This is a genomic window from Rothia kristinae (genome assembly GCF_016028855.1).
GTDB classification, from domain to species: Bacteria; Actinomycetota; Actinomycetes; order Actinomycetales; family Micrococcaceae; genus Rothia; species Rothia kristinae.
Genome location: NZ_CP065738.1, coordinates 382,121 through 395,617, shown reverse-complemented (window position 1 = coordinate 395,617; position 13,497 = coordinate 382,121). Strand labels below are relative to the sequence as shown.

General features: G+C 72.6%; 8 protein-coding genes. 5 read left to right on the top strand and 3 right to left on the bottom strand.

Annotated features, from left to right (window positions below; translation table 11 throughout):
* Positions 1-336 precede the first annotated feature (336 nt).
* Both I6G21_RS01755 and menD read left to right on the top strand, forming a co-directional pair.
* Positions 337-2,271 carry an MDR family MFS transporter gene (locus I6G21_RS01755; protein WP_129357797.1) on the top strand — a complete coding sequence of 645 codons (1,935 nt, stop codon included), beginning with the start codon at positions 337-339 and terminating at the stop codon, positions 2,269-2,271.
* Positions 2,272-3,112: 841 nt separating this feature from the next.
* A complete protein-coding gene (gene menD / locus I6G21_RS01750) occupies positions 3,113-5,032 on the top strand; it encodes a 2-succinyl-5-enolpyruvyl-6-hydroxy-3-cyclohexene-1-carboxylic-acid synthase (RefSeq protein WP_165869985.1) in 1,920 nt (639 codons plus the stop codon).
* 146 nt (positions 5,033-5,178) lie between these two features.
* On the opposite strand, the gene I6G21_RS01745 is transcribed toward menD, so the two are convergent.
* The gene (locus I6G21_RS01745) at positions 5,179-7,770 is read right to left on the bottom strand and encodes an MMPL family transporter (protein WP_129357749.1); all 2,592 of its coding nucleotides are present in this window, start codon (positions 7,768-7,770) and stop codon (positions 5,179-5,181) included.
* Positions 7,771-7,870: 100 nt separating this feature from the next.
* Complete coding sequence (locus tag I6G21_RS01740; RefSeq protein ID WP_129357750.1) at positions 7,871-8,518, bottom strand: TetR/AcrR family transcriptional regulator; 648 nt, start codon at positions 8,516-8,518, stop codon at positions 7,871-7,873.
* A 67-nt stretch (positions 8,519-8,585) separates the two neighbouring features.
* Between I6G21_RS01740 and I6G21_RS01735 the strand changes: the two genes are divergently transcribed.
* The 3 genes from I6G21_RS01735 to I6G21_RS01725 all read left to right on the top strand — a co-directional run bounded on the left by I6G21_RS01735 (position 8,586) and on the right by I6G21_RS01725 (position 11,826).
* A complete protein-coding gene (locus I6G21_RS01735) occupies positions 8,586-9,287 on the top strand; it encodes a demethylmenaquinone methyltransferase (RefSeq protein ID WP_058731829.1) in 702 nt (233 codons plus the stop codon).
* A gap of 4 nt (positions 9,288-9,291) precedes the next feature.
* On the top strand, positions 9,292-10,623 hold the full coding sequence (locus tag I6G21_RS01730) for a geranylgeranyl reductase family protein (protein WP_058743764.1): 1,332 nt from the start codon (positions 9,292-9,294) through the stop codon (positions 10,621-10,623).
* A 75-nt stretch (positions 10,624-10,698) separates the two neighbouring features.
* Positions 10,699-11,826 carry a polyprenyl synthetase family protein gene (locus tag I6G21_RS01725; protein ID WP_129357751.1) on the top strand — a complete coding sequence of 376 codons (1,128 nt, stop codon included), beginning with the start codon at positions 10,699-10,701 and terminating at the stop codon, positions 11,824-11,826.
* Between the two features lie 107 nt (positions 11,827-11,933).
* On the opposite strand, the gene I6G21_RS01720 is transcribed toward I6G21_RS01725, so the two are convergent.
* Complete coding sequence (locus I6G21_RS01720; RefSeq protein WP_129357752.1) at positions 11,934-13,418, bottom strand: DUF6882 domain-containing protein; 1,485 nt, start codon at positions 13,416-13,418, stop codon at positions 11,934-11,936.
* Positions 13,419-13,497 lie beyond the last annotated feature (79 nt).

Below are 13,497 nucleotides of genomic sequence, written 5' to 3'. Positions count from 1 at the left end.
CTGAGCCTGCGGGACACTGCGCCCCGCGCCCGCCGCCCTCACGCGCCGCGGGCCCCAGCACCACCCACGGTCAGGAACTGCATGTCGAACTACCAGGGCCGGCACGTCGCGGCAGACGCCGCACACGAGTCAGCCACCCACCACACCCCGGGCGCCGGGGCCGGCACCGGAACCGGCACGGCCGCCGTCATCGCGGCCGACGCCGCCGGGACCGCCCGACCGGCCAGCGGGCACCTGCCCGCCGTCGCCCCGCACGCCGAGAAGTCCGGCGGCGGGAAAGCCGGCAGTGGGAAGGCAGACGGCGGGACGGGGGCGCAGCCCAAGGCCTCGGCCGTGATGTCCCAGCGCCAGATCATGCTCGTGATGGTCGGGCTGATGTCCGGGATGTTCCTGGCCTCCCTGGACCAGACCATCGTCGGCACCGCGATCCGCACCATCGGCGATGACCTGCACGGGCTGGATCAGCAGGCGTGGGTGACCACCGCGTACATGATCACCTCCACGATCTCCACGCCCATCTACGGCAAGCTCTCCGACGTGTTCGGGCGCCGACCCCTCTACATCTTCGGCATCGGCGTGTTCATCGTGGGCTCGCTGCTGTCCAGCTTCTCCACGTCGATGATCATGCTCGCCGGGTTCCGCGCCTTCCAGGGCATCGGCGCCGGGGCCCTGATGTCCCTGCCGCTGGCGATCATGGGCGACATGCTCGCCCCGCGGGAGCGGGCCAAGTACCAGGGGTACTTCCTGGCCGTGTTCGGCATCTCCTCGGTGCTCGGTCCGCTGTTCGGCGGGATCTTCGCCGGCTCCGCCCAGATCCTGTGGATCCCGGGCTGGCGCTGGGTCTTCCTCATCAACGTGCCCATCGGCGTGATCGCCCTGGCCCTGGTCATCGCGTTCCTGCACCTGCCGCGCCTGGGCGAGCACGAGAAGCCGCGCATCGACTGGTGGGGTGCGGCCGCCGTGATCACCGCCCTGCTGCCGCTGCTGCTGGTGGCCGAGCAGGGTCGGGACTGGGGCTGGGACTCCGCCGGGGCGATCACCTGCTACGTGATCGGCGCCGTCGGCATCGCCGCCTTCGTGCTGATCGAGGCGAAGATGGGCCCGGATGCGATCATCCCGCTGAAGCTGTTCCGCTCCGGGACCTTCTCCATGGCCACCGTGCTGGGCTTCCTCGTGGGCTTCGCGATGTTCGGCGCGATGATGACGATCCCGCTGTACCTGCAGATCGTCGTCGGGCTGACCCCCACCGAATCCGGGTTCGCGACGCTGCCGATGGTCGGCGGGCTCATGATCTCCTCGATCATCTCCGGTCAGATCGTGGCCAAGACCGGCCGGTACCGGATCTTCCCGGTGATCGGCACGTTCATCACCGCGATCGGCTACTACCTGCTGACCTTCATGACCATCGACCTGCCGGTGTGGTTCCTGATGCTCGGGATGTTCTTCATCGGCCTGGGGCTGGGTCAGCTGATGCAGTCCCTGACCCTGGCCTCCCAGTCCTCGGTGGCCCCGCGGGACATGGGGGTGGCCACCAGCTCCTCGACCTTCTTCCGCCAGATCGGCGGAACCCTGGGCACGGCGGTGCTGCTGTCCGTGCTGTTCACGGCGATGCCCACCAACATCTCCCACGCGATGGGCGACGAGGGCGATCTGCGCTCCGCCCTGAACGCCGCCCTGGACCCGTCCGTGGCGGGCAAGGCGGAGAACGCCGGGGTGATGGAGAAGATCTGGGATCCCATCACGGACCCGGTGAAGAAGCAGGTGCAGTCCCAGCTGGATCAGGCGGTGCAGCAGGCGGAGCAGCAGCTGCCCGCCGGTGCCCCCGACGCCGCGAAGCAGCAGGTGCTGCAGGCCGTGGCCGAGAAGGCCGAGGCGTCGGTGGATGGGGACACGGTGAGCGTGAACTGGTCCGATGAGTCCCAGCGGGAGCACTGGGTGGATGAGCTGGCCCCGAAGCTGGCCGATCAGATCCGCAGCTCCTCGGATGACATGGGCAGCAGCGCCGGTTCCAGCACGAGCGACACCTCCTATCTCAACGGGGCCGACGCCGCCCTGGCCCGGCCGTTCATGAAGGGCTTCAACGATTCGGCGCGCACCATCTACTGGGTGGGCTTGGGCGTGATCCTCGCGGCCTTCGTGCTCTCCTGGTTCTTCCGGGTGCCCCCGCTGAGCCAGCGCTCCGGCCTGCAGTCTCAGGCCGACGACGCCGCCTCCGCCGAAACCCGCGCGGCCGAGGGTGGCCGTACCGAGGGTGGCGGGACCCAGGCGTAGGTCTAGGCCCTAGGGCGAGGGCGGGGCCGGGCCTAGGTCCGGCCCCGGGCCTGGGGCGAGAACTGGGAGCAGGTCCAGGCTGGGGTAGGCCTAGAAGGGGCAAGCCTTCGGCCGCCGCCCGGGCAGGCCGGTTCGGTAGGTCCGTCCGACCGGCCGCGGCGGCTGTGACCCTCACGGGCCGACCGCTTTCCGCTGCCACGGTCGGCCCGCCGTCGTGGCGACCTCGCCGTCGCGGGGCAGCGGGGGCCGCTGCGCCGCCGAGGAGCGGTGCGACTGAGCCGCCGGCGGGAGGGGAGGCGTCACCTGAATTTTCAACAGGCACCCCCTCGATGTGTTGTTCGCGGTTTCCTGAAAATTCAGCTACACCCGCGCCAGCTGAATTTTCAACTCCCCCACAGGCCTTCACCCCCCGTGCCTGCTGAATTTTCAAGGGCCCGGCCGGATGGCTCCCGTCGCCGGCGCTGAAAATTCAAGCCTCTCGCAGGAGATTCCCCGTCGCGGGAACTGAAAATTCAAGCGTCGTCGAGGAAACTGAAATTTCAAGAGTTTCGGAAGATCATCTCTGCCTCCAGGACGTTGAAATTTCAAGAGTTTCTGCGGGTCATTTCCCGTTGGCGGTGCTGTAATTTCAGGCGGTCCGCAGGGTGCAGCCTGCCGAGCCTGCTGAAATTTCAAGAGGACGGAGACCGCGGATCTGGGGCGCGGCGTCGAGGCATCCGACGTCGGCGGGGCGGCGGCGATGGGAGGACGGGGCAATGGAAGGCCGGCGGAAGAGGTCGATGCCAGGGGGAAGATGGTGGGCGTCGTCGGGCGGGGTGCGGGCCCGCGTAAACTGGCGCGGGTGACCCCTGAAGCCGAGCCCGCCCCCGATCAGCGTCCCGACGCGTTCCTCACCGCCGTCTCCGTCCTGGACTCGCTGATCCGCGCGGGGATGCGGCACGCGGTGATCGCCCCCGGCTCCCGGTCCGCGCCCCTGGCCTACGCGCTGGCGGCCGCCGCCGACGCCGGGGCGTTGCAGGTGCACGTGCGCATCGACGAGCGCACCGCCGGCTTCACCGCCCTGGGCCTGGCCAAGGCCACCGGCGCGCCTGCGGCGGTGGTGACCACCTCCGGCACCGCGGTCGGGGAGCTGCTGCCGGCCGTCATGGAAGCCCACCACGCCGAGGTCCCCCTGGCCGTGCTCAGCGCGGACCGGCCCCCGCGGCTGCGCGGCACCGGCGCCAACCAGACCACGGACCAGCCCGGCATCTTCGGCACCCACGTGCGGGTCGGCGTGGACCTCACCGACTACCCCGAGCAGACCCCCGGCCCGCAGACCGCCGGATTCACCGACGCCCTCGCCGCCCTGACCGGTCGCGACCCCGAGGACTGGACCCAGCCCTCCCTGCGGCCTCGCGGCCCCGTGCAGATCAACTGCGCCTTCGACGAGCCCCTGCACCCGAACCGGCGCATGCGCCAGATCCTGCGCGCCTGGGCCGACGGCGTGACCGGCCTCGAGCCCGAGCCCGCCCCCACGCTGCCGGACCCGACCCTCGAGGCCGTCGTGGCCGACGCCGCGCGCCCCCCGGCTGCGCGCTCGACGAACTCGGTGACCGCCGGTCGGCGGCCGGAGCCCCAGGACCGGCCAGAACTCCAGAACCAGCCCGGGCCCCAGGGTCAGCCCGCGGCAGACGAGGGGGCGGCCGCGGGGAACAGAGCCTCGGGGGAGACCCCGGAGCGGCCCGCCGATATGCTGCGGCGCAGCGTCGTCATCGCCGGGGACGGGGCCGGTCCGCTGGCCCGGGACTTCGCCGAGGCCCAGGGGCTGCCGCTGCTGGCCGAACCGTCCTCGAACGCCCGAAGCGGGACCCACGCCATCGGCGCCTACCGGGTGCTGCTGGGTGAGGAGAGCCTCGGCGGGCGGATCGAGCGGGTCGTGCTCTTCGGTCGGCCCACCCTCTCCCGGCCGGTCACCCGCCTGCTCGCCGACCCGCAGACCGACGCCGTGATCTACCTGCCCCGCCCCGTGGCCTGGGCCGACCCGCGCCGTCGCCCCGAGATGCCCGTGCGCACCCTCGCGGAGGCCGCGGCCTTCGCCGGCACCGGGGAACCGGGCTGGCTACGGGCCTGGCGAGACGCCGACGCCGCCCTGGCCGCCCGGATCGAGCGGCTGGCCGCCGCCGGGCAGCTCCCCACCGGGCCCGCCGTCGCCGCGGCCGTGACCCGGGCCTGCGAGCAGGACGGGTCGGCGCTGGTCCTGGGCTCCTCCAACCTCGTGCGCGACGCGGATCTCGCCCCCGCGCCCGACCGCGCCCTGACGGGGGTGTGGGCCAACCGGGGCCTGGCCGGGATCGACGGCACCGCGGCCACCGCCACCGGCATCGGCCTGGGCCTGGGCGTCCCGGTCCGCCTGCTCGTCGGGGACCTCACCTTCCTGCACGACCTCGGCTCCCTGAACCTCGGGCCCCGCGAGGCGCGCCCGCGCCTGCAGATCGTGGTGTTCAACGACGACGGCGGCGGCATCTTCACCACCCTGGAGCACGGGCAGGTCGCCGAGGATCAGGGGTGGGCCGACGCCTTCGAGCGCTTCTTCTCCACCCCGCACGGGGCGGACCTGGAACACCTGGTGCGCGGCTTCGGCCACCGCTACGTCCGCGCCGATGACGTCGCCGCCCTGCGCGCGGCCCTGCGGGAGCCGGAGGAGGGGATCGAGGTCATCGAGGTGCGCGGCTCCCGGGCGGACCTGCGCCCCTTCCACGACGCCCTGGCCCACCCTGCCTGACCCCGCACCCGCGTCTGACCGGCCCGGCCCTGCCCCCGCCGGGGACCGGCCCGCCCCGCCTGACCCGACACCGCAGACACGGCGAGAGCCCCGGACCCTTCTGGATCCGGGGCTCTCGCCGTCCCGCGCGCGCAGGACTCGCCGGGTCAGGCCCTTGCGGCCTTCTGCTTCTCGCCCTGGGCTTCATCCTGGGCCGCCTTCTGGGCCAGGTGCTCGTCCCGACCCTCCAGCTTCCGCTCCAGGCCGGCACCCTCCACGTCCACGTTCGGCAGGATGCGGTCCAGCCACTTCGGCAGCCACCAGGCCTTCTCACCCAGCAGGTGCAGCAGCGCCGGGATCAGGGTCATGCGCACCACGAAGGCGTCCAGCAGCACCCCGAAGGCCAGGCCGAAGCCGATGGGACGGATCATCGTCAGCTCGGAGAACACGAAGCCGCCGAACACGCTGAGCATGATGATCGCCGCGGCCACCACCACCCGGGCCGAGTGGTTGTACCCGCGCACCACCGCCGAACGCGCGTCCGCCCCGTGCACGTAGGCCTCGCGCATCCCGGAGACCAGGAACATCTGATAGTCCATGGCCAGGCCGAACAGGATACCCACCAGCAGGGTCGGCAGGAAGGACAGCACCACGGACGGGTCATGCACCCCGAACACCGGGCCCAGCCAGCCCCACTGGTAGATAGCCACGACCCCGCCGAAAGCCCCCAGCAGGGAGAACAGGAAGCCCAGGGTCGCGGTCAGCGGCACCAGGATGGAGCGGAACACCAGGATCAGCACCAGGAAGCTCAGCCCCAGCACGATCCCGATGTACTTGGGCAGGGCCTCGGCCAGGATCGAGGAGACGTCGATGTTGCCGCCGGTCTGTCCGGTCACCCCGAGGCTGACGTCCTCGTCCTTCTCCGTCTGCGCGGACAGATCCCGCAGCCGGTTGACCAGATCCACCGTGGACTGCGCGCTGGGCCCCTCCTTCGGGGTCACCTGGTACACGGCCACGGAGCGGTCATCGGAGATCCCCGCCGGGACCACGGAGACGACGTCGTCCTGCTTCTTCAGCTCATCGGCCACCGCGAGCTCCTTGTCCTGCGCGGCCGTCTCATCCAGGCCGTCCGGCAGCTGCCCGACCACGAGCACGAAGCCGTTGGCCCCGGCCCCGAACTTCTCCTGCACGGTCTGGTAGGCCCGGTACTGGGTGGAGTCCTCGGGCTCGGTGGAGCCGTCCGGCAGGCCCAGGCGCATCGAGGCGGTGGGGATCGCGAGGACCCCCAGCAGCACGATCGCGCCCAGCCCGGCCAGCACCGGGTGCCCGGTGACGAATCCGGCCCAGCCGCGGGCCTCGGATTCGCTGCGTCGCTGCGCGTGCTTGCCGCCGGTGCCCTGGTACCAGGTGCGCTCGGTGCGGTTGAGCACCCGGGTGCCCACCAGGCCCAGCATCGCCGGGGTGAAGGTCACGGATACCAGCACCGCGATCACCACGCACAGGGCCGCGGTGGTTCCCATCACGCCCAGGAACGGGATCCCGATGACGTTCAGGGCCAGCAGCGCGATGACCACGGTGGTGCCGGCGAACACCACGGCGTTGCCGCTGGTCCCGGCGGCCACGCCCACGGACTCGTGCAGCTCCATGCGCTCGCGCAGGTTGCTCCGGTGCCGGTTGAGGATGAACAGGGAGTAGTCGATGCCCACGGCCAGGCCCAGCATCATCCCGAGCATCGGGGTGACCTGCTGGATGTCGGCGACCTTGGACAGGGACATGGTCACCAGCACGCCGATGCCCACCCCCAGCAGGGCCGCGATAATCGGCAGGCCGGCGGCCACCAGGGTCCCCAGCATCACCAGCAGCACCACCAGGGCCACGACGACGCCGATGATCTCACCCGGGCCCGCCAGCCCGCCGATGGTCTGGGCGATGTTCTGATCGAAGTTCTCGTGCACCCCGTCGATCGAGGAGCTGGTCATCGCGTCCATCACCCCGGACTTCGTCTCATCGGAGACGTTCTCGATGGGGTCGTCGAACTGGACCATGGCCAGCGCGGTGGAGCCGTCATCGGAGACGCTGTTGGCCTCGGAGGAGTACTGCCACAGCTTGAGGTTGCGCTCGTAGTTCTTCTGCTGGGTGTTCAGCTCGTCGGCCTTCGGCTGGATCTGCGCGGCGGCCTCGTCCAGCTCCTTCTTCCTCGCGTCCAGCTGCTTCTGCTGGTCGTCCAGGGCGGTCTTGGCCTGCTCCGGGGCGTCGTCCGGCAGCTTCTGCCGCTGCTCGTCCAGCTGCTGCTGGGCCTGCTGCAGCTGGGTGCGCCCATCGGAGACCTGCTGCTGCGCGTCCTGCAGCTGCGCGCGGCCCTCGTCCAGCTGCTGCTTGCCGGAGTCCAGCTGCTTCTTGGCGTCGGACAGGGACTGCTCGGACTGGAACGGGTTGATCACGGAGGCGACGCCGTCCACGTCCGAGACCTTGTCCAGGGCCTGGGCAACCTCGGTCTTCTGCTGGTCCGTGAAGGCCTTGCCGTCGTCGGTGCTCAGCACGATCTGCCCGGTGCCGTGGCTGGCGTCGGGCAGCTTCTCCTTCAGCTCATCCTGCAGCCGCTGGGTCTCCGACCCGGGCAGCGTGAAGGAGGTGCTCAGCTGGGTGTGGAAGGCGGAGTAGGCGCCGATCGCCCCGCCGAGGGCCAGCAGCCAGATCACGATGACCAGCCAGGCCTTGCGGGAGGCGAAGCGCCCGATCTTATACAGGAGTGTTGCCACGGGGTGGACTTCCTTCGATTCGCGGGACGGGAGACAGATGCGGTGAGAGGCGGTGGGGCGCGGCCCGGGGTGGGCGAGCGCGGCCGGGGGAGGGCCGGACTCAGCTCGAGTCGGCCGGGGCGCCGAGATCCGGGGGCAGCCCGGCCAGCAGCCGCAGCGCCCCCAGGGTGCGCTCGCGCAGCCGCCCCATGTCCTCCGGGGGCGCCCCGCCCGGTCCGGCGCAGCGGGCCGGATCGTCCAGGGCCGCCGCGCAGGCGGCGACCAGGGACAGGCACAGGATGCGCACCTGCAGCGGATCGGCGCCCGGACGCAGGCGCGCCGTGCGCTCGGTGAGAATGCCGACGGCGTGCTCGACCGTGCGCTGACCCCACTGGGCCACCGCGGGGTGGCTGCGCAGCTCCCGGGACAGGGCCGGGAGTCGCAGGATCAGCTCCAGGGAGGCGGGGCTGGCGACGAAGGCCTCCACCAGTCGGGCCACCACCACGGGCAGGGCGGCGTCGTCGGGGATCTGCGGCAGGGGGATGGTCTCGCTGAGCTCGTCCAGCTCCCGCAGGGTCTGGGCCACGGCCGCCTCCTCGATCGAGGAGTAGTGGTTGAACACGGTGCGCCGGGACACCCCGGCGCGGCGGGCCAGCTCCGCGACGGACAGGCCCTCGGCGCCCTGCTCCACGATCAGCTGCAGCGCCGCGGCGGCGATCGCGCGGTGGGTGCTCTCGCGCCGCTGGGCGCGCCGATCGGGGGAGGACATGGCGCTCAGCCTAACTAGGTCGGTGCACCGAGTGCAACATCTTGGGGTCTCGGCCCGGTCTGCCACAATGGGACACGTGAACCGAGCTGACCTGACCAAGAAGTCCGAGGACGTCTCCGCGATGTTCGACGGCGTCGCCCCGCGCTACGACCTCATGAACGCGCTGCTGTCCCTGGGCATGGACCGCGGCTGGCGCCGACGCACCGTCGAGGCCCTCGCCCCCCGCCCGGGTCAGCGCATCCTCGACGTCGCCGCCGGCACCGGGACCTCCTCCGTGCCCTACCGGGACGCCGGGGCCGAGGTCGTGGCCGCGGACCTGTCCGAGGGGATGCTCGCCGAGGGGCGCCGACGCCACCCGGACATCGACTTCGTGCGCGCCGACGTCACCGACCTGCCCTTCGACGACGCCTCCTTCGACGCCGTGACCATGTCCTTCGGGCTGCGCAACGTCGCCGAGCATCAGTCGGCCCTGGCCGAGCTGCTGCGGGTGACCAAGCCCGGCGGGACCCTGGTGATCTGCGAGTTCTCCACCCCCCTGCTGGCCCCCTTCCGCTTCATCTACCGCGAGTACCTGATGCGGGCCTTCCCGCCGCTGGCGCGGATGTTCTCCTCCAACCCGGAGTCCTACGCGTACCTGGCCGAGACCATCCGGGCCTGGCCGGATCAGCAGACCCTGGCCGCTCAGATCCGCGAGGTCGGCTGGGCCGGGGTCCAGTACCGGAACCTCACCGGCGGCGTCGTCGCCCTGCACCGGGCGAGGAAGGCGTAGCCCGGTGCGCATCCTGATCGCCGGCGCCGGCCCGGCGGGCTCCACCGCCGCGTACTGGCTGGCCGCCGCGGGCCACGAGGTCACCGTCCTGGAGAAGACCCGCTTCCCCCGGGAGAAGGTCTGCGGGGACGGGCTGACCCCCCGGGCCGTGCGCGAGATGCGGCTGATGGGACTGCCCCACGACGCCGAGCACGGCTACCGCCGCCAGCGCGGCCTGCGCCTGCGCGCGGCCGGGCGCCGGGTGGACGTGCCCTTCGAATCCCAGGGGGAGTTCCCCGGCTACGGCCTGGTGCGCACCCGCTACGGATTCGACGCGGACCTCGCCGCCCACGCCCGCGCCGCCGGCGCCCGGATCCTGGAGGGCCGCGCGGTCCACGAGGTGATCCGCGCCGGCCAGACCGATACGGGCACCTCCGGGCTGACGCCCGCGGACCTGCGGGACCCCGAGCGGATCGTGGGGGTGCGGGTGCGCGTGCACGACGAGCGCGGGCGGCGCACTGAGAAGACCGAGGAGCACTTCGCCCAGCTGGTGCTGGCCGCGGACGGCAACTCCACCCGCACCGCCGTCGCCGCCGGACTGGCCAAGCGCGACGACCGCCCGATGGGGGTCGCGGTGCGTACCTACTTCCACTCCCCGCTGAGCGAGCTGGACTGGATGGAGGGCTGGCTGGAGCTGGACGGGGCCGAGCCCGGCTCCGGTCGACGGGAGCTGCTGCCCGGCTACGGCTGGATCTTCGGCGTCGGCGACGGCACCGCCAACGTGGGTCTGGGCATCCTGAACACCTCCGAGCACTTCGGCACCCTGGACTACCGGGAGGTCCTGGCTCGGTGGACCGCCGCGATGCCGCCGGAGTGGCAGCTGGATCCCGAGCACCGGGAGGGCCGGGTGCTGGGCGCGGCCCTGCCCATGGGGTTCAACCGCACCCCGCTGCACCTGCCCGGCCTGCTGCTGCTGGGTGACGCCGGGGGCATGGTGTCCCCCTTCAACGGGGAGGGCATCTCCTACGCGATGGAATCCGCCCGGTGCGCCGCGCAGCTCGTGGACGACGCCGCCCGGGCCAACGGCCCGGCCCAGCGGGAGCGGGTCCTGGCCGGGTACCCGGAGCTGCTGCGCGGCGCGTGGGGTTCGCACTTCACCCTCGGGCGGGCCTGCGCCCAGCTGATCGGGCACCCGGCCGTGATGCGGGCCGGCCTGGCCGCGGGCATGCGCGCCCCCGCCCTGATGCGCCTGGCCGTGGCGATCATGGCCAACCTCACCCCGGAGCACCCGCGGACCACGACGGACCGCCTGGTGCACGCCCTGGAGGCCCTGACCCCGCCCACCTCCACCCGCTAAGATGGCCGGTGGTCGACCGACCGCCCCTTGAGCCCCCGCCACCACCGGCCCGGCCGATCCGTTCCCCGACGACAGATGAGTGTAGATACCGTGACTGCAGCCACCCCCGGACACACCGAGCCGGACCAGACCCTGCCCGGGGAGGGCGCCGACGCCGCCGGGCGGGAGGAGTTCCCCGGCTTCGGGGGCATCGCGCTGCCGGCCGGCTTCGAGCTGATCGCCCAGGATGAGGCCCTGGGCCCGGACGTGCTGCAGGGCCTGGCCGACGTCGAGATCCGCCTGGGCGAGGCCCTGCGGTACACGGACGCGCTGGCCGACACCGCCGCCCGGCACCTGCTGGAGGCCGGCGGCAAGAGGGTCCGGCCCCTGCTGACCCTGCTGGCCGCCCGGGCCGCCGGCGCCGCCGAGATCACCGGGGACGTGCTGGACGCCGCCGTGGTCACCGAGCTGACCCACCTGGCCACCCTGTACCACGACGACGTCATGGACGAGGCCGCCACCCGCCGCGGCACCGACGCCGCGCACCGGATCTGGGGCAACTCCGTGGCGATCCTCACCGGTGACCTGATCTTCTCCCGGGCCTCCCTGATCGTCTCCGAGCTGGGCGCCCGGCCCCTGGCCATCCAGGCCAAGACTTTCGAGCGGCTGGTCCTGGGGCAGCTGCACGAGACCTCCGGGCCCGCCGCGGACGAGGACCGGCTGGCGCACTACATCAAGGTCATCGAGGGCAAGACCGGCTCCCTGATCGCCGCGGCCTGCGAGTACGGCTCCACCCTGGCCGGGGCCCCGGAGCAGATCGTGCAGGTGCTGGTCCGCTACGGCGAGCTGGTGGGGGTGGCCTTCCAGCTGGCCGATGACGTCATCGACGTCACCGCGGACGCCGAGACCTCCGGGAAGACCCCCGGCACGGACCTGCGCGAGGGCGTGGCGACCCTGCCGAGCATCCTGGTGCGCCAGGCCGCTGCAGACGGGGACGCGGAGGCCGCCAACGTGGTGGAGCTGATCGATGGGGACCTGACCGAGGACACCGCCCTGGCCGAGGCGGTGGCGGCCCTGGCCGCGCACTCGGTGACCGAGCAGGCCTGGCGCATCGCCTACCGGTGGGCCGACGACGCGATCGAGGCCCTGGCCCCGCTGCCGGAGTCCACGGTCAAGGAGGCCCTGAAGAGCTTCGCCCACGCGGTGGTGCACCGGCAGGCCTGAGCCCGGCCGCAGGCGGGTGAGCCGAGGGCTCACCCGTGCACAGGGGCCCCGCGAGCGGATCCGCTCGCGGGGCCCCTGTGCACTGTGGTGCGCGGGTGCGGGTGGGTCTACAGGCCGAGGAAGCGGCTGAAGAAGCCCTTCTTCCTGCCCTTGGGCTGCTGCTCCTCCTGCTGCTGGTCCTCCACCACGTACTCCGGCTCCTGCTCGGCCCGCTCCTCGCGGCGGGTGCGCCCGGCCTCCTGCGGACCGGCCTGGGCGTTGGCCCGGCGCAGCCGCTCCAGGGCGGTGAGGTTCTCCTCCGGCTCCTGCTCGGCATCGCGCCCCGGGGTCTCGGTGAGCTCCTCGGCGTCCTCCCCGTATTCCGCGTACTCCTGGACGACCTCGTGGCGTCCGGTGGCCTCCTCGGCCTCCCAGCGAGGCTGCCGCTCCTCCTGCCGGCGGGCGGGGGCCTCGGCGGGCTCCTGCTCCGCGGCGGGGACCTGGGTGTGCTGGTCGGTGCGCGGCTGGGCCTCGTCGGCATCCACGGGGGAGGAGGCCACCAGGCCGGGCTCGGCGTCGGCGCGGGGGGAGTGGTCGAAGGGCGCGCCCTCCCCGCCGGTCTCGGCCCGGCGCACGCCCTCCGGCTGGGCGGACTCGGTGCTCGCGGTCGCGGCGGTACGCGGGGAGAGCTCCTCCACCCGCTCCGGCAGGGGCTCCTCCTCCGCCGCGCGGTCCGCGGCGGCGGCCACGGCGCGCTCGTCCTCCTGCTCGACCAGGGCGGCCTGGGTGCGGGCCACCCGCTCGGCCTCCTCCTGCTCGCGGGCCCGGCGCTGGCGCTCGCCCTCCGCGGCGGCCAGGCGCAGGGCCTCACGGCCCTCCTCGCGCAGACGCTGGCGATGCTCGGCGGCCGCGCGGGCGCAGCGGGCCAGCTCGCGGGAATCCACCACGGGTTCGGCGGCCTCGATGCCGGTGATCTGCTGGTCGTCGAACCACAGCCGCAGGGCGCCGTCGGCCGCGGTGATGACCGCGCAGGCCTCGGTGTCCCAGGTGATGTGCGCCCCGCGCAGCCGCGCGTAGGAATCCACCGCGCGCTGGTGGTGCACCGCGGTGCCGGTCTGCAGGGCCTGGGCCATGACCCGGCCCATCCGCTGCACGGTGGGTTCGGGCAGCTCGAACTGCGGGCCGTCCAGCAGCAACCAGGCCCGCACCCCGCCGCCGGCGGTGGCCGGGTAGTGGGCGTAGATGCCGGTGACGGCCTTGGCCGCCAGGGTCAGGCGCCGGGCCAGGCCCTCGGAGAGGATCAGCTCATCCGTGGCCAGCTCCTGCACGCCCAGGGATTCGCCGGTCTCCCGGGCCTGCACCGCCGCGGCCACCACGGCGTCCGGGAAGTGGCCCAGCTCCTGCCAGGACCAGATCCACGAGCCGCGCTGCTCGGACTCGGTGCCCAGCAGGGACGGGGTCAGGGACACGGAGGGGTCCGCCTGCAGGGTGAACGACGGCGCGGAGAAGTCCACGTCCCAGTCCGAATCCCCGGTGAGCTCGGCCAGGCGCGCCTGGTGCTCGGTGGAGATGAACAGTGCCTCGTCGATCAGATCCTGCAGCGTTTTGGTCATGGGGACAGGCTAGCAAGGAATGCCCCGCGCGGGCCGGGTTCCCAGGGGGTCCGCGGGGTGTGCGCTGTGTAGGCTCGGA

Bases quoted from the DNA above. Each gene is read 5' to 3' on its own strand.
- I6G21_RS01720 (WP_129357752.1), bottom strand. From the start codon at position 13,418: ATGACCAAAACGCTGCAGGATCTGATCGACGAGGCACTGTTCATCTCC.
- I6G21_RS01735 (WP_058731829.1), top strand. From the start codon at position 8,586: ATGGGACACGTGAACCGAGCTGACCTGACCAAGAAGTCCGAGGACGTC.
- I6G21_RS01740 (WP_129357750.1), bottom strand. From the start codon at position 8,518: ATGTCCTCCCCCGATCGGCGCGCCCAGCGGCGCGAGAGCACCCACCGC.
- I6G21_RS01725 (WP_129357751.1), top strand. From the start codon at position 10,699: ATGAGTGTAGATACCGTGACTGCAGCCACCCCCGGACACACCGAGCCG.
- I6G21_RS01755 (WP_129357797.1), top strand. From the start codon at position 337: ATGTCCCAGCGCCAGATCATGCTCGTGATGGTCGGGCTGATGTCCGGG.